Origin of the sequence: Pseudomonas brassicacearum, from assembly GCF_003732175.1 — a bacterium.
Taxonomy (GTDB): Bacteria; Pseudomonadota; Gammaproteobacteria; order Pseudomonadales; family Pseudomonadaceae; genus Aquipseudomonas; species Aquipseudomonas brassicacearum_G.
In genome coordinates, this window is sequence record NZ_MOBI01000008.1 from 1 (window position 1) to 15,661 (window position 15,661).

Below are 15,661 nucleotides of genomic sequence, written 5' to 3' on the forward strand. Positions count from 1 at the left end.
AGAGCCAAACAACACCGCTCTTTCAACTCCTTCGGGCTTCGATGAACTGAAGCTTAACCGCTGTCGAAAACTGCGTAACTCTTTGCTTACCAAGGAGTTTTCCGTTTCGACTGCGCCGGAAGTGGGGCGAATTATAGACTTCCAGAATCTGCCGTCAACACTTAATTTTGCTTTTCTATCAATGAGTTGCAGAAAGCCGAAAAAACCGTGTTTCCCTCTCTATATAGAGAGGGAAAACACCGCGTCTATATAGAAGGAACCCTCAGAGCACTCCCGCTTCTTTAAAAGCAGCAACGGTGGCAGCCTCAAGACCCAGCACTCGCTGCAAAACCTCAAGTGTGTGCTCACCCAATAGAGGAGGGGCGCTACGGTACTCCACCGGCGTCTCGGACAAGCGAATGGGACTGGCAACCTGCGGCACCAACCCAGCCAGCGCATGAGGAAGCTCGATCGCCAAACCGCGCGCCTTAACCTGCGGATCGGCAAATACCTGCGACAGATCGTTGATCGGCCCGCACGGCACACCCGCCTGCTCCAACTGCGCCACCCACTCGGCAGTGGTCTTGAAGACCGTAGCCTGACGTATCAGCGGAATCAGCACTGCACGATTCGCAACACGAAGCTTGTTCGTCGCGAACCGTGGATCATCCGCCCACTGCGGCTGACCAGCCACTTCGGAGAACTTGCGGAACTGCCCGTCATTCCCCACCGTCAGGATGAAATCACCATCCGCGGTCGGGAAGTCCTGATAGGGAACAATGTTCGGGTGAGCATTACCCAAGCGCTTGGGAGCAATGCCGGTAGTCAGGTAATTCATCGCCTGGTTAGCAAGGCACGCCACCTGAACGTCCAACAACGCCATGTCGATGTGTTGGCCACCACCTTCATGCTCCCGATGCGCCAACGCCGCCAGGATCGCTACCGTCGAGTAGAGCCCTGTCAAAATGTCTGTCAGCGCTACACCGACTTTCACCGGCCCGGCACCGTCATCACCTTCAGGGCGGCCAGTCAGGCTCATCAAGCCACCGAGCCCCTGGATCATGAAGTCGTATCCCGCACGCTTGGCATAAGGTCCGGTCTGGCCGAAGCCGGTGATCGAGCAATAGATCAGATCAGGATTGATCGCCTTGAGGGTTTCGTAGTCCAGCCCATAAGCGGCCAGACCACCGACCTTGAAATTCTCGATCAGGATATCGGACTTCGCTGCCAGCTCACGAACCAGACGCTGACCTTCGGCCTGAGTAAAGTCGATAGTCACTGACTGCTTGTTGCGATTGGCCGACAAGTAATAAGCGGCCTCGCTGGTGTTCTCGCCGTATGCATCCTTAAGGAAGGGCGGCCCCCAGGCGCGAGTGTCATCGCCATTGCCCGGACGCTCGACCTTTATAACCTCGGCGCCGAGATCCGCGAGGATCTGGCCGGCCCAAGGTCCGGCCAGTACTCGTGATAAATCCAGTACCCGCAAATGCGATAACGCCCCCATGGCCGCTCTCCTATTAATAGAACGCCTGGAGACCAGTCTGCGCACGACCCAGGATCAGCGCATGAACGTCATGAGTCCCTTCATAGGTGTTGACCACCTCAAGGTTGACCAAGTGACGCGCAACACCGAATTCGTCGGAGATACCATTACCGCCCAACATATCGCGAGCCATGCGGGCGATGTCCAACGACTTGCCGCAAGAGTTTCGCTTCATCATCGAGGTGATTTCGACGGCAGCCGTGCCTTCATCCTTCATACGCCCCAGACGCAGGCAACCTTGCAGGGCCATGGTAATTTCAGTCTGCATGTCAGCCAGTTTCTTTTGGATCAACTGGGTGGCAGCCAAAGGCCGGCCAAACTGCTGACGATCCAGGGTGTACTGGCGAGCGGTGTGCCAGCAGAATTCGGCTGCACCCAGAGCGCCCCAGGCGATGCCATAACGGGCAGAGTTCAGGCAGGTAAAAGGGCCTTTCAAACCGCGGACATCCGGGAAGATGTTCTCTTCAGGAACGAACACGTTGTCCATCACGATCTCGCCAGTGATGGAGGCTCGCAGACCGACCTTGCCATGGATCGCCGGCGCACTCAGGCCTTTCCAGCCTTTTTCCAGAACGAAGCCACGGATATCGCCGGCGTCATCCTTGCCCCACACCACAAATACATCAGCGATCGGGCTGTTGGTGATCCACATCTTGCTACCGGTCAGGCTGTAGCCGCCTTCCACTTTGCGTGCACGAGTGATCATCGAACCCGGATCGGAACCATGGTTCGGCTCGGTCAGGCCAAAGCAACCAATCCACTCACCGGTAGCCAGTTTCGGCAGGTATTTCTGCTTCTGCGCCTCGGTACCAAACTCGTTGATCGGCACCATGACCAGCGAAGATTGCACGCTCATCATCGAGCGATAGCCGGAGTCGATGCGCTCGACCTCACGAGCAATCAGTCCATAGCTGACGTAGTTCAGGCCGCTGCCGCCGTACTGTTCAGGAATGGTCGCGCCCAGCAGGCCGATCTCGCCCATTTCGCGGAAGATCGCCGGGTCGGTTTTCTCATGACGGAACGCTTCAAGAATACGTGGCGCCAGTTTGTCCTGAGCAAACTGGGCAGCGCTGTCGCGTACCATGCGCTCTTCTTCAGTGAGCTGTTGATCCAGCAGCAGGGGATCGATCCAGTTGAAGCTAGCTTTACCGGCCATGAGAGAGTCCTCGCGAAATAGGTCAAATATCGTGGACTGATCCTAGGCGCCGCTTGCGTATTGGGCAAACGAGGATTTTGCATACTGTTGTGCTAATTTCTCACTCCGTGATGGCGTTAGACGCCAGTTATTCCAACTATTAGTGAGGTTGCAGTACATGCGCAGGAAGATACCCAGCACTGCCGCACTGATCAGCTTCGAAGCGGCAGCCCGCCATGAGAGCTTTACCAAGGCCGCTCAAGAGCTATCGCTGACTCAAGGAGCGATATGCCGACAGATCGCCAGTCTGGAGGAGTTCCTCAGCGTTGAACTGTTCCGACGCTCACGACGCGGTGTGAAGCTGACCGAAGCAGGGCTTTCCTACAGCCGGCGCGTAGCAACCCAACTGGATGCCGTTGAACGGGACACGCTGTCAGTGATGGGCCAGCAGGGCGCCAACGTCATCGAACTGGCGGTCGTGCCGACCTTTGGTACTCAATGGCTGCTGCCGCGACTCAAGGACTTTCAACAGCAACATCCGGAAGTCACGGTCAATCTGACCAACCGCACACGACCCTTCCTGTTCGCCGACACCGATTTTGACGCCGCGATCTACTTTGGTGACGCCGATTGGTCCGGTACCGAATCCCACAGGCTGATGGGCGAGAATCCGATGCCGGTGTGCAGCCCGAGATTACTTGGTGATCACACACACCTGAGCGCCGAAATGATTGCCGACCTGCCACTACTTCAGCAGACCACGCGCCCTTACGCCTGGCGCCAATGGTTCGACTCACAGCATCTGAATGTCCCCCGCGACATGACAGGTCCGCGTTACGAGCTATTCTCCATGCTGGCTCAGGCGGCGATGCATGACATGGGCATCGCACTGATCCCACCGTTCCTGATTCAGCGTGAGCTGGCGGAGAAACGACTGGTGATTGCCAACCCGCAGGCCCTGTCGAGTATCAAGGCCTATTACCTGATGATTCCTGATCGAAAGGTCGAATCCGCCTCTTTACGCGCATTTCGCGATTGGCTGGTTAACCAGGCACACAGCTACAACCTAGAAGGGCAGGGCTTGCCCACAACAAGCTGACCCCGTAGTCAGCAAAATTAAAGCACTACAGATATAAGTATTTGTCGCATTTCAACAGACTGTACCTTCAGGAGGCACAATCGTCCCACAAGCGCCTAACGGCGTGGCTTTGCAGCCCTGATTCAACGCAATGCCGCGTCATTCACAGCGCCGATGTGTAATTTCTTGGATTTCGACAGAAATCCTTACAAGGCACGGCCTACAAGGGATTTAGGCGGACACTTGCGACATTCGGTCACAGGGTGACTTGTAGTTAATTTTCCGTCACCCGTCATAATCCCTTGAAGGGCACAAAGTTCGCCTGCAAAATGCCGCGCCCCGCCCGAAATACGGCGGGGGCGTGCTGATCGGCCGCCCCAGCCGCACCCTCCGCAGTGCGCTGGCCTTCCAAGAATGATCGAAAGCAATTAGATCAAGCAGGAGATTTGACGTGCACATTGGTGTTCCTCTCGAAACCCAGACCGGTGAAACGCGGGTTGCTGCAACCCCGGAAACCATCAAGAAGCTGATCGGCCAGGGTCATAAAGTCACTGTGCAAAGCGGTGCCGGCATTAATGCCAGCGTTGTCGACAGTGCTTATGAAGCGGCAGGCGCAATGATTGGCAGTGCCAACGATGCTTTTGGCGCAGAGCTGATTCTCAAGGTCGTCGCACCCAGCGACAGCGAACTGGCCCTGATCAAACGCGGCACCGTGCTGGTTGGCATGCTCAACCCGTTCAGCAATGAAACCATTGCCAAGCTGGCCGAGTGCGGCATTACCGCGTTCTCCCTGGAAGCCGCTCCGCGCACTTCCCGCGCGCAAAGTCTTGATGTGCTGTCCTCGCAAGCCAACATTGCCGGCTATAAGGCCGTGTTGTTGGCCGCCCATTACTATCCGCGCTTCATGCCGATGTTGATGACGGCAGCGGGCACCGTGAAGGCCGCTCGCGTGCTGATCCTTGGCGCCGGCGTGGCAGGCTTGCAGGCGATCGCCACCGCCAAGCGTCTGGGCGCAGTGATTGAAGCATCCGACGTGCGTCCGGCCGTGAAGGAACAGATCGAATCTCTCGGCGCCAAGTTTGTCGACGTCCCGTACGAGACCGATGAAGAGCGCGAATGTGCCGTTGGTGTCGGCGGTTACGCACGCCCCATGCCGGCCAGCTGGATGCAACGTCAGGCCCTGGCCGTGCACGAGCGCGCCAAACAAGCCGACATCGTCATCACCACCGCACTGATTCCCGGCCGCAAGGCGCCAGTGCTGCTCAGCGCTGAAACCGTGGCGCAGATGAAACCCGGTTCAGTGGTCATCGACCTGGCTGCCGCGCAGGGCGGTAACTGCCCGCTGACCGTGGCCGACCAAGTGGTGGTCGCACACGGCGTGACCATTGCCGGCCCGACCAACCTGGCCGCCCAGGTCGGTGCAGATGCCTCGGCGCTGTATGCCCGCAATCTGCTGGACTTCCTGAAGCTGGTCTTCACACCCGAAGGCCAATTCCAGATCAACCTAGAAGACGACATCGTCGCCGCGTGCCTGATGTGCCGCGACGGCCAAGTCATCCGCAAAAACGCCTAAGCAGGGATTCAGACGATGGAAGAGCTTATCTCCCCCGGTATCTACAACCTGATCATCTTCGTGCTGGCGATTTATGTCGGTTATCACGTGGTCTGGAACGTTACACCCGCACTGCACACGCCGTTGATGGCAGTGACCAACGCCATTTCGGCGATCGTGATCGTCGGCGCCATGCTGGCGGCGGCGCTGACCGTGACGCCGCTGGGCAAAACCATGGGCACCCTCGCTGTGGCGCTGGCTGCGGTCAACGTGTTCGGTGGCTTCCTGGTGACCCGCAGAATGCTTGAGATGTTTAAGAAAAAAGCCCCGAAAGCCGTAAAAGAAGAGGCGCCCAAGTAATGAGCATGAACCTTGTAACGACGCTCTACTTGATCGCGTCGATCTGCTTCATCCAGGCCCTGAAGGGCTTGTCGCACCCGACCTCGTCGCGACGCGGCAATGTGTACGGGATGCTCGGCATGGCGCTGGCCATCGTCACCACTGTCGGGCTGGTGTTCAAACTGGGCTCTGAGCTGGCCACCGCCGGTATCGGTTATGTGATCGTCGGCCTGCTGATCGGCGGTACTGCCGGTTCGATCATGGCCAAACGCGTTGAAATGACCAAGATGCCAGAGCTGGTCGCGTTCATGCACAGCATGATCGGTATGGCAGCGGTGTTCATCGCCATCGCCGCCGTGGTCGAGCCGCAGTCGCTGGGCATCGTCAAACAGCTGGGCGATTCGATTCCCGCCGGCAACCGTCTGGAGTTGTTCCTGGGCGCCGCGATCGGTGCAATTACCTTCTCCGGTTCGGTCATCGCGTTCGGCAAGCTGTCGGGCAAGTACAAGTTCCGCCTGTTCCAGGGCGCACCAGTACAGTTTGGCGGGCAACATAAAATCAACCTGCTGCTGGGTCTGGCAACACTGGGCCTGGGTATCACCTTCATGATGACCGGCAACCTCGGCGCCTTCGCCTTGATGCTGGCCCTGGCCTTCGTGCTCGGCGTACTGATCATTATCCCGATCGGCGGCGCAGACATGCCGGTGGTGGTGTCGATGCTCAACAGCTACTCCGGCTGGGCAGCGGCGGGTATTGGTTTCTCATTGAACAACTCGATGCTGATCATTGCCGGTTCCCTGGTCGGTTCGTCCGGTGCGATTCTTTCGTACATCATGTGCAAGGCGATGAACCGTTCGTTCTTCAACGTACTGCTCGGTGGTTTTGGCAACACTGCAGACGCGGCCGGCCCAGCCGGTTCGAAAGAAGCCCGTCCGGTGAAATCCGGTTCGGCGGACGACGCCACGTTCCTGCTGACCAACGCCGACACCGTGATCATCGTTCCAGGCTACGGCCTGGCGGTAGCACGAGCACAGCACGCGCTTAAAGAGCTGACCGAGAAGCTGACCCACCGTGGCGTGACTGTGAAGTATGCGATCCACCCGGTAGCCGGTCGGATGCCCGGCCACATGAACGTGCTGCTGGCCGAGGCTGAGGTGCCTTACGATCAGGTGTTCGAGATGGAAGACATCAACTCCGAGTTCGGCCAGGCCGACGTGGTACTGGTGCTCGGCGCCAACGACGTGGTCAACCCGGCAGCGAAGAACGACCCTAAATCGCCAATCGCCGGCATGCCGATTCTCGAAGCCTTCAAGGCCAAGACCATCATCGTCAACAAGCGCTCGATGGCCAGCGGTTATGCCGGTCTGGACAACGAACTGTTCTATCTGGACAAAACCATGATGGTCTTCGGCGATGCTAAGAAAGTCATCGAAGACATGGTTAAAGCCGTCGAGTAAAGACTGCTCAAACCGCAATACCGAAAACCCCGGCCTTTGTAGGCTGGGGTTTTTTATTGCACACAAGATTAACTGCGGAAAACCGACCAAAGGCTCTAAATCAGTGGCCAGCATTCGACCATGGTCGCGGGGCGATTTTTTTTGAAATCACTAGACTGCGTATCTTGCTTCCGTTGCCCGAGATAACAATCCATGTACCGTGATCGTATCCGCTTGCCTTCGTTGTTGGATAAGGTAATGAGCGCCGCTGACGCTGCCGCTCTGATTCAGGACGGCATGACCGTCGGCATGAGCGGGTTCACCCGCGCCGGCGAAGCCAAAGCCGTGCCCCACGCACTGGCCGAACGCGCCAAGGTCACACCGCTGAAAATCAGCCTGATGACCGGCGCCAGCCTGGGCAACGACCTCGACAAACAGCTGACCGAAGCCGGTGTGCTGGCCCGCCGTATGCCGTTTCAGGTCGACAGCACCCTGCGCAAGGCGATCAACGCCGGCGAGGTGATGTTCATCGACCAGCACCTGTCGGAAACCGTGGAACAACTGCGCAACCAGCAACTCAAGCTGCCGGACATCGCGGTGATTGAAGCCGTGGCGATCACTGAACAGGGGCACATCGTGCCAACCACCTCGGTCGGTAACTCGGCCAGCTTCGCGATCTTCGCCAAGCACGTGATCGTCGAGATCAATCTGGCGCACAACCCGAATCTGGAAGGTCTGCACGACATCTATATCCCGACCTACCGCCCGACCCGCACGCCTATTCCGCTGGTCAAGGTCGACGACCGCATCGGCAGCACCGCGATCCCGATACCGCCGGAAAAGATCGTCGCCATCGTCATCACCAACCAGTCCGACTCGCCGTCCACGGTGCTGCCGCCGGACAACGACACCCAGGCCATTGCCGACCACCTGATCGACTTCTTCAAGCAGGAAGTGGCTGCCGGGCGCATGACCAACAAGCTCGGCCCGCTGCAGGCCGGTATCGGCAGCATCGCCAACTCGGTGATGTGCGGCCTGATCGACTCACCGTTCGAAGACCTGACCATGTACTCCGAAGTCCTGCAGGACTCGACCTTCGACCTGATCGACGCCGGAAAACTAAGCTTCGCCTCGGGCAGCTCGATCACCCTGTCGAGCCGGCGCAATGCGGATGTGTTTGGCGATCTTGCGCGTTATAAGGACAAGCTGGTGCTGCGCCCGCAGGAGATCTCCAACCACCCTGAAGTGGTTCGTCGCCTGGGCATCATCGGCATCAATACCGCGCTGGAGTTTGATCTGTACGGCAACGTCAACTCCACCCACGTCTGCGGCACACGGATGATGAACGGCATTGGTGGTTCCGGCGACTTTGCCCGTAACGCGCACCTGGCGATCTTTGTCACCAAGTCGATTGCCAAGGGTAGGGCGATTTCCAGTGTGGTGCCGATGGTCAGTCACGTTGACCACACCGAGCATGACGTCGACATCCTCGTGACCGAGATCGGCCTTGCCGATTTACGGGGCCTGGCGCCACGGGAGCGGGCGCGGGTGGTTATCGACAACTGCGTGCACCCGGACTACCGCGAAGCGCTGAATGCTTACTTCGAGGCGGCCTGCACCATCGGCGGACACACCCCGCACATCCTGCGCGATGCCCTCAGCTGGCACATCAACCTGGAAGAAACCGGCAGAATGCTCGCCGTGTGATTGGTACAGATGGCAGCTGACGCAAACACAATTTCGTCAGTTTGCCATCGCCAATCCAACATTCTTCAAAAACTGTACTGCTGTACCGGTCATTTCCTACCGTAATTGCCCACACTTCCGAGCCAAACACTTATAAATGCACCACTAAAGTGCAGACAGGTACAGTTGCCTCGTTTTCGAGCAGTACAGCACCTATTAACAGTTAACTGGTCCCTCACAATACAGGTGAACTGTATCTAGAGAGACTGGCCAAACGAGAGGATCATTGGCATCAGTTAAACCACTACCTAATCCCGCCATAAGCGGAAGGATGTCAACCATGGAACGTACACTCAGTTCCGAAATGTTCTTCGAAGACAACGCTGTAAAAACCCAGGCTTCCATGCCTCTTCGCGTTATCGCCAACCTGATGCTGTGGCAGCGCCGCATCTCCAGCCGCCATCAACTGGCTCGCCTGGATTCGCGTCTGCTGGCTGACGCAGGGATTAGCGAAGCACAACGCTACGAAGAGCTGAGCAAGCCGTTCTGGCGCTAAGTTAGCGTCGCTGGCCCTGACCCACCGGGTCCACCGCCAGCACCCCGAATTGCACACACAAAACCCGTCGTGGGAAACCACGACGGGTTTTGTTGTTTCAGGGCTGAAAAACGGCGGGTACAGAAGGGCAGTCGCATAACAGGTACAGTTTCAATAAATACATAACTGAACCAGTACAATTTAATACTGGTGTAGCTGTCCCAGCGACGGTGAAACGCCCAACATGGTGTCCCAAGGCTGCTCTATCAGCCTGTTCGCGAGGAATACACCATGAATCGGTTGCTTGATGTTCCGCCTACTCGCAAGCCTTCTTTACTCAAGCTTATGGCCCGGCTGATCGCCGCTACGGGACAAAGCATGGAAAAAGCACGCACCCGCCGCCTGCTCGCGCAACTTAATGAACAGCAGCTGTCTGACATAGGTATCAGCCATTCAGATCGACTGGTCGAACTGGACAAACCTTTTTGGCGCTAACCGTGTCTAGATGGGATGACAGGGCTATTCGAACGGTTGAACAACGGCCTAATATCCGAAGACAACGTGGCGAGCCCTGCGCAGGGTACATCTGGTCCCTCAGATGTTACGCATCACGCAGTGGCTGCCCGACGTTATCCTTGGCGTCACTATTTATGGTTTATTCACAGGAGTTACCCCATGTCCCGTCTTCGCCTGCTCAGCGCTGCAGCACTGCTGGCCGTGGCTGCCAATTCGCATGCCTCCAGCTTCATTATCACCACTGACACTGTCGTCGGTGCACTCAAGGACAGCTCCGACGCCACAACCAATCTCTCCTCTTCGCTGCGGGACAAGAAGATCGTTCGCGCCGCCCGTGACGACGCTGCCAGCTTCGTGGCCAGCGAAGGCGCCATCCGTGGCGTACGCCTGGAAAGTGCTCTCGACTACATCCACACACAGGCGCCACAGCTGAAAGCCACTGACGCACAGCTGGCTCAAGCCATTCTGGCGATCTGATCAACGTCAGAAAACGGGGCTCTCACATTGGGCCCCGTTTCCTCAGCGCTGGCTCTGGTCCGGGCATTGCGCTAGCCTTGGGACTCGTTTCCAACCGTCGAGCCTCATGCATTTTCTTTCAAAACCATTTATCACATCCCTGTTTATCACCGCCTGCTGGACCAACCCGGCCCACGCCCTGGACCTGTCCACGCAGAACCTCGTCGTCACCACTTATGTGACAAGCAAGGTGACCTCCGCGCCCTTCGACCATAAACTGCTACTCGCAGCCCACGATGATGCGGCGGCGTTCATTGCCAGTGACGGTCAACTGCGAGGAGCGCAACTGGAGTCCGCCCTGGTTTACCTGCGCCAGACCCAGCCAAAACTTCATGCCAGCGACCTTGAACTGGCACAGGCAATTCTCGTCCAATAGTTACCCTGTTTTTCCGGAGTCGTTCCATGCGTAGCCCGCTGATTGCTGCCACCCTTGGCCTGCTGTTATTGGCCGATGTGGCCCAGGCACATACCCTGGAAGCCACCAGTAACATGATTATCCGCGCCTCTCAGCGCACCCTCGATTTCACCTCCGACACCACCACCTCGATTCGTGACCTGAAAGTCGTGCGCGAAGCCCATGATGACGCGGCCAGTTTCGTCGCCAGCAATGGCGATATCCGTGGTGCACACCTGGAAGCTGCCTTCGACACCTTGCGCACCCGCGTGCCGGAAGCCCGCGACGCCAGCGATCAAGTCCTCGCCGAAGCCATACTCGCACTGTGAAGACACTAGCCGCCTGGCTGATGGCCGGGGCCGTATTGCTGCTTTGCAGCACGGCTCAGGCCAGCCTGCAACTACGCCTCAAGACCGACGGTCTGAGCCCGGCAGAACAGCAGGCCAGCCAGGCACTGCTGGATGAAGCGATGCAGGCATTGCCGCCGCGTTTCATCGAGCAACTGGACCGCCGGATTGATGTTGGCTGGACCGACGCAATGCCCGGTAACGCCTACGGAGAGGCGTCCCTGGTGTCAGAGGTGGACCTCAATCGCAACCTGCTGGCCAGCCTCACCGACGGCAGCGCCGCGACGAAAAAAACCAATCGCCCCCACGGCACCGTTCGCCGCGAAATGCTCGCCACGGTGCTGCATGAACTCACGCACATTTATGACCGTGCGCGCTTATGGACAAGTGCCGAGCGTTTGCAGATCCAACGCTGTACGCGACAGAGCAACAGTTCAGGCCTGGTCGGCCTTCCCGATCAATGCCGTGGCCAGACTGACCGTCGTTTCACCTTGAGTGACGATCCGCGCCTGCTGGACCTTGCCGGCTGGCCGCAATACGTCGGCCGACGCGGTGAACGCGAACAGCACAACCGGCAAATTGTCCGCAGCCCGGACCTCTACGAGACGAGCAGCCCCAAGGAATTTGTCGCGGTCAACATGGAGTACTTCCTCCTCGACCCGAGCTACGCCTGCCGACGCCCGGCGCTGTACCGTTATTACCAGGAACACTTCGGCTGGGCTCCACCGGCCAAGAACAACTGCGCCCAATCCTTCGCCTTCCTGAACGCGGGCAACGACTTCGCCAAACAACCGCTGGGCCAGGTCGATCCGGAAAGGGTCTACTCCGTCGACTATCTGCTGGCCGAAGCCAATCAGAATCTGGTCAGCCGCTGGGGTCACAGCATGTTGCGGCTGGTAATCTGCGCGCCCGGTCGCCCACGCGGACCGGACTGCCGACTGGACCTGGAATATTCCCTGGTGCTGTCCTACCGCGCCTTTGTTGGCGACGTACAACTGTCGAGCTGGGATGGTCTGGTCGGTAAGTATCCATCGCGACTCTTCGTGTTGCCGCTGTCGCAAGTCATCGACGAATACACCAAGACCGAACTGCGCAGCCTGGCCTCGGTGCCACTCAATCTGTCGCGCAGTGAAATTGGAGAACTGGTCGAACACGCCGCCGAGATGCATTGGAGCTACGACGGCAACTATTACTTCCTGTCCAACAACTGCGCGGTCGAGAGCCTGAAGCTGTTGCGCAGTGGCAGTAACAATCCACAGCTGGTCGGCATGGACAGCATCATGCCCAACGGCTTGCTGGAAATGCTTAAGTCCCGCGGACTGGCGGATACCAGCGTGCTCGACAATCCGCGCGAGGCTTTGCGCCTGGGTTATCGATTCGACTCGTTCCGCGATCGCTATCAAGCGATGTTCGAGGTGCTGAAAAAGCACCTGCCGATCAAACAGGACAAAGTTGAAGACTGGATGACGCTGACTGCTGCAGAACGTCGTCCGTGGTTTCAGCAGGCTGACCTGCGCACCAGCGCTGCATTGTTGTTGCTGGAGCAGGCGAGTTTCCGCCAGCAATTGTTGCTTGCCCAGAATGAGGTGAAACAACGCTACCTGGATGCCCGCGAATTGAAAAACGGCGGCATGGACCAGGCCAATCAGACCTTGAAACAGATTCTCGTCAACAGTGGTTTCCTCAGCCGTCCGGCTGAACTACTCGACAGAGGTGGCTACGGCCTTCCACAACCCAATGAATGGAAACGCCTGGAGTCGGAAAGCAGTACGCGACAGAAGAAATTACAGGTGTTGACCGGTGATCTGGACAAAGAGGTCAGGGCGCTGCTTGAGCCAGCCCGAGCCGCCGAGATCGCCGCGAATGAGGCCAACATCAAGCAATTGGGTGAGCATTTGCGAGCGTTGCATAAGGCGGCCGGCGGGTTGGAGTTGCCTTAAGTCAAAAGATCGCTCATTCCGATTTTCCCTTCCTCATATTTAAGGCCGTCAAACCGCGGTACTGGCCACTACTTCAGGCCGCGTCACACCACCTCGAACATCTCGTCCGGTGTTTGCCCAGCGAAAGCTGGCTGAAAGGTTTGCCCATTAGGATCGCCCGCACTGCCGGCAACAGACCGGTTGGCCAAACGAATATCGCAACGTTCGCCTGGCCCAATTAACAACAACAATGGTGATTCTGATGTCCGCTCGTACCCGCCTGTTTGCCCCGACTCCCCCCGTATGCCTCGTGCTTCCCGTTCTGCGCTGACCCCATCCGGTTTGCCATTCCCTAGCCGCGCTACGTCTGGAGTATTCCCATGCTGACTTTCCTTGGCTTCGCCATGGTCATCACGTTCATGTACCTGATCATGACCAAGCGCCTGTCGGCGCTGATCGCCCTGATCATCGTTCCGATCCTGTTCGCCCTGTTCGGTGGTTTTGCCCCGAAGATCGGCCCGATGATGCTCGAAGGCATCACCAAGCTGGCCCCGACCGGGGTGATGCTGATGTTCGCCATCCTCTATTTCGCCCTGATGATCGACTCCGGCCTGTTTGATCCGGCCGTGCGCAAGATCCTCAAACTGGTCAAGGGCGACCCGTTGAAGGTTTCCATCGGCACCGCTGTGCTGGCCCTGGTGGTGTCCATGGACGGTGACGGCGCCACGACTTACATGATCTGCGTGGCCGCCATGCTGCCGCTGTACAGCCGCATCGGCATGAGCCCGCGGATCATGGCCGGCCTGATCATCCTCGCCGGTGGCGTAATGAACATGACCCCGTGGGGCGGCCCGACTGCGCGTGCCGCCAGTGCGCTGCATGTCGACCCGTCGGACATCTTCGTGCCGATGATCCCCGCCATGCTCGCTGGCGTGGTGGCAATCCTGGCGATTGCCTACCTGTACGGTAAACGTGAACGTGCGCGCCTGGGTGAATTGCACCTGATCGGCGACGAAATCGACCACAGTGAAATCAGCGTTTCGCAGTTCCCGGATGCTCGTCGTCCGAAGCTGATCTGGTTCAACGGTGCCCTGACCCTGGCCCTGATGTGTGCCTTGATCGCCGGCTTGCTGCCACTGCCGGTGTTGTTCATGGTCGCGTTCAGTATCGCGATGATCGTCAACTACCCCTGCCTGCAACAGCAGAAAGATCGCGTTGCGGCCCACGCCGGTAGCGTGTTGTCGGTGGTCGGGCTGATTTTCGCCGCCGGTATCTTCACCGGCATCCTGTCCGGCACCGGCATGGTCGATGCCATGTCGAAAAGCCTGCTGGCCGTGATCCCGGATTTCCTCGGTCCTTACCTGGCTGTGATCACTGCACTGGCGAGCATGCCGTTCACCTTCTTCATGTCCAACGACGCATTTTATTACGGCGTGTTGCCGGTTCTGGCCGAAGCCGCCAGTCACTACGGCATCACCGCGGTGGAAATGGCTCGTGCCTCGATCGTCGGTCAACCCGTCCACTTGCTGAGCCCGCTGGTACCCTCCACCTACTTGCTGGTAGCCCTGGCCGGGATCGAGTTCGGTGATCATCAACGCTTTACCCTGAAGTGGGCAGTACTGGTTTGCATGTGCATACTCGTCGCTGCATTGCTGATGGGGATTTTCCCGCTGTTCAGCACCTTGTAACGGCATCAACTCACCGTGCCGCCAGCCAAGTGCTGGCGTCGTGGTTTAACACTCGCTCAAAGGAATACACATGGAATGGCTGACCAACCCTGAAATCTGGGTTGCCTTCTTCACGCTGACCGCCCTGGAAATCGTTCTGGGCATCGATAACATCATCATGATCTCGATCCTCGTCAGCCGCATGCCCAAGCACATGCAGGCGCGCACCCGGATCTTCGGTCTGGCGCTGGCCATGATCACGCGGATCCTGCTGCTGCTATCGATCACCTGGGTCATGCGTCTGACCGCCGACTTGTTCGTGGTCTTCGGTCAGGGTATTTCCGGGCGAGACCTGATCCTGTTCTTCGGTGGCCTGTTCCTGCTGTGGAAAAGCTCCCAGGAGATGTTTCACGCACTGGAAGGTGAAGACGAAACTTCCGACGAGCCAGGCGGCAAGGGCGGTAATTTCCTCTACACCATCATCCAGATCGCGATCATCGACATCGTGTTCTCTCTGGACTCGGTGATCACCGCGGTCGGCATGGTGTCCCATGTTCCGGTCATGGTTGCCGCGATCATCGTTGCAGTACTGGTGATGATGATGGCCTCGGGCATGATCAGCGCGTTCATCGACAAGCATCCGTCGCTGAAAATGCTCGCGCTGTCGTTCCTGCTGGTGGTGGGTACCGTGCTGATCGCCGAAGCCTTCGGCGTGCATGTACCCAAAGGCTATGTCTACTTCGCCATGGCGTTCTCGCTGGCCGTGGAAGCGATCAACATCAAGATGCGCACCGTGATCGCGAAAAAGAAGAAACAGCAGGAGCCGGTGAAACTGCGCAAGGATATCCCGGGTCAATAACTCAAATGCACTGAAGAAGAAGGGGCTTTCGAGCCCCTTTTTCACGCCCGCTTGAAACTGTTTTCATGACAGTTTTGTTTCAATCGACTCTTTAGCTATGCGATGCTGGCGCCCGGACCGTTAGCCAACTACAGCTTAAATACAGAACGTAGAACGTCGC

Annotated in this window: 16 protein-coding genes; 14 read left to right on the forward strand and 2 right to left on the reverse strand. The window is 58.0% G+C overall.

The window, feature by feature from the left end:
* A partial coding sequence (locus BK658_RS30120) for a hypothetical protein (RefSeq protein WP_221178599.1) occupies nucleotides 1-253 on the forward strand: 253 nt, incomplete at its 5' end.
* Nucleotides 254-262: 9 nt separating this feature from the next.
* On the opposite strand, the gene BK658_RS07420 is transcribed toward BK658_RS30120, so the two are convergent.
* Complete coding sequence (locus BK658_RS07420; protein WP_123581759.1) at nucleotides 263-1,483, reverse strand: CaiB/BaiF CoA transferase family protein; 1,221 nt, start codon at nucleotides 1,481-1,483, stop codon at nucleotides 263-265.
* 13 nt (nucleotides 1,484-1,496) lie between these two features.
* Nucleotides 1,497-2,678 carry an acyl-CoA dehydrogenase gene (locus BK658_RS07425; protein ID WP_054594978.1) on the reverse strand — a complete coding sequence of 394 codons (1,182 nt, stop codon included), beginning with the start codon at nucleotides 2,676-2,678 and terminating at the stop codon, nucleotides 1,497-1,499.
* Nucleotides 2,679-2,835: 157 nt separating this feature from the next.
* On the opposite strand from BK658_RS07425, the gene BK658_RS07430 reads away from it, so the two are divergent.
* From BK658_RS07430 to BK658_RS07490, 13 genes are all read left to right on the forward strand, one after another.
* A complete protein-coding gene (locus BK658_RS07430) occupies nucleotides 2,836-3,756 on the forward strand; it encodes a LysR family transcriptional regulator (protein WP_123581760.1) in 921 nt (306 codons plus the stop codon).
* Nucleotides 3,757-4,186: 430 nt separating this feature from the next.
* The gene (locus BK658_RS07435; RefSeq protein ID WP_123581761.1) at nucleotides 4,187-5,308 is read left to right on the forward strand and encodes a Re/Si-specific NAD(P)(+) transhydrogenase subunit alpha; all 1,122 of its coding nucleotides are present in this window, start codon (nucleotides 4,187-4,189) and stop codon (nucleotides 5,306-5,308) included.
* Between the two features lie 15 nt (nucleotides 5,309-5,323).
* Nucleotides 5,324-5,647: an NAD(P) transhydrogenase subunit alpha part 2 gene (locus BK658_RS07440; protein WP_003187010.1), complete on the forward strand. Its 324-nt coding sequence runs from the start codon at nucleotides 5,324-5,326 to the stop codon at nucleotides 5,645-5,647.
* Nucleotides 5,647-7,083, forward strand: coding sequence for an NAD(P)(+) transhydrogenase (Re/Si-specific) subunit beta (locus tag BK658_RS07445; protein ID WP_123581762.1), 1,437 nt, complete (start codon nucleotides 5,647-5,649; stop codon nucleotides 7,081-7,083). The genes BK658_RS07440 and BK658_RS07445 overlap by 1 nt, the downstream gene beginning before the upstream one ends.
* A 192-nt stretch (nucleotides 7,084-7,275) precedes the next feature.
* Nucleotides 7,276-8,769: an acetyl-CoA hydrolase/transferase family protein gene (locus BK658_RS07450; protein ID WP_123581763.1), complete on the forward strand. Its 1,494-nt coding sequence runs from the start codon at nucleotides 7,276-7,278 to the stop codon at nucleotides 8,767-8,769.
* A gap of 319 nt (nucleotides 8,770-9,088) precedes the next feature.
* Nucleotides 9,089-9,304: a DUF1127 domain-containing protein gene (locus BK658_RS07455; RefSeq protein WP_054594973.1), complete on the forward strand. Its 216-nt coding sequence runs from the start codon at nucleotides 9,089-9,091 to the stop codon at nucleotides 9,302-9,304.
* A 270-nt stretch (nucleotides 9,305-9,574) separates the two neighbouring features.
* Nucleotides 9,575-9,778, forward strand: coding sequence for a DUF1127 domain-containing protein (locus tag BK658_RS07460; RefSeq protein WP_185019798.1), 204 nt, complete (start codon nucleotides 9,575-9,577; stop codon nucleotides 9,776-9,778).
* Nucleotides 9,779-9,958: 180 nt separating this feature from the next.
* Entirely contained in the window at nucleotides 9,959-10,276 is a 318-nt protein-coding gene (locus BK658_RS07465) for a DUF2388 domain-containing protein (RefSeq protein ID WP_123427845.1), read from the forward strand.
* Between the two features lie 106 nt (nucleotides 10,277-10,382).
* Nucleotides 10,383-10,691, forward strand: coding sequence for a DUF2388 domain-containing protein (locus BK658_RS07470; protein WP_123581764.1), 309 nt, complete (start codon nucleotides 10,383-10,385; stop codon nucleotides 10,689-10,691).
* A 26-nt stretch (nucleotides 10,692-10,717) separates the two neighbouring features.
* Complete coding sequence (locus BK658_RS07475; RefSeq protein ID WP_054594970.1) at nucleotides 10,718-11,038, forward strand: DUF2388 domain-containing protein; 321 nt, start codon at nucleotides 10,718-10,720, stop codon at nucleotides 11,036-11,038.
* Entirely contained in the window at nucleotides 11,035-12,996 is a 1,962-nt protein-coding gene (locus BK658_RS07480) for a DUF7844 domain-containing protein (RefSeq protein WP_123581765.1), read from the forward strand. The genes BK658_RS07475 and BK658_RS07480 overlap by 4 nt, the downstream gene beginning before the upstream one ends.
* 359 nt (nucleotides 12,997-13,355) lie before the next feature.
* Nucleotides 13,356-14,663 (forward strand): CitMHS family transporter, encoded by a 1,308-nt coding sequence (locus BK658_RS07485; protein ID WP_123581766.1) that lies wholly within the window; start codon nucleotides 13,356-13,358, stop codon nucleotides 14,661-14,663.
* 70 nt (nucleotides 14,664-14,733) lie between these two features.
* Nucleotides 14,734-15,501, forward strand: a complete 768-nt coding sequence (locus BK658_RS07490) for a TerC family protein (protein ID WP_123581767.1) — start codon at nucleotides 14,734-14,736, stop codon at nucleotides 15,499-15,501.
* Nucleotides 15,502-15,661 lie beyond the last annotated feature (160 nt).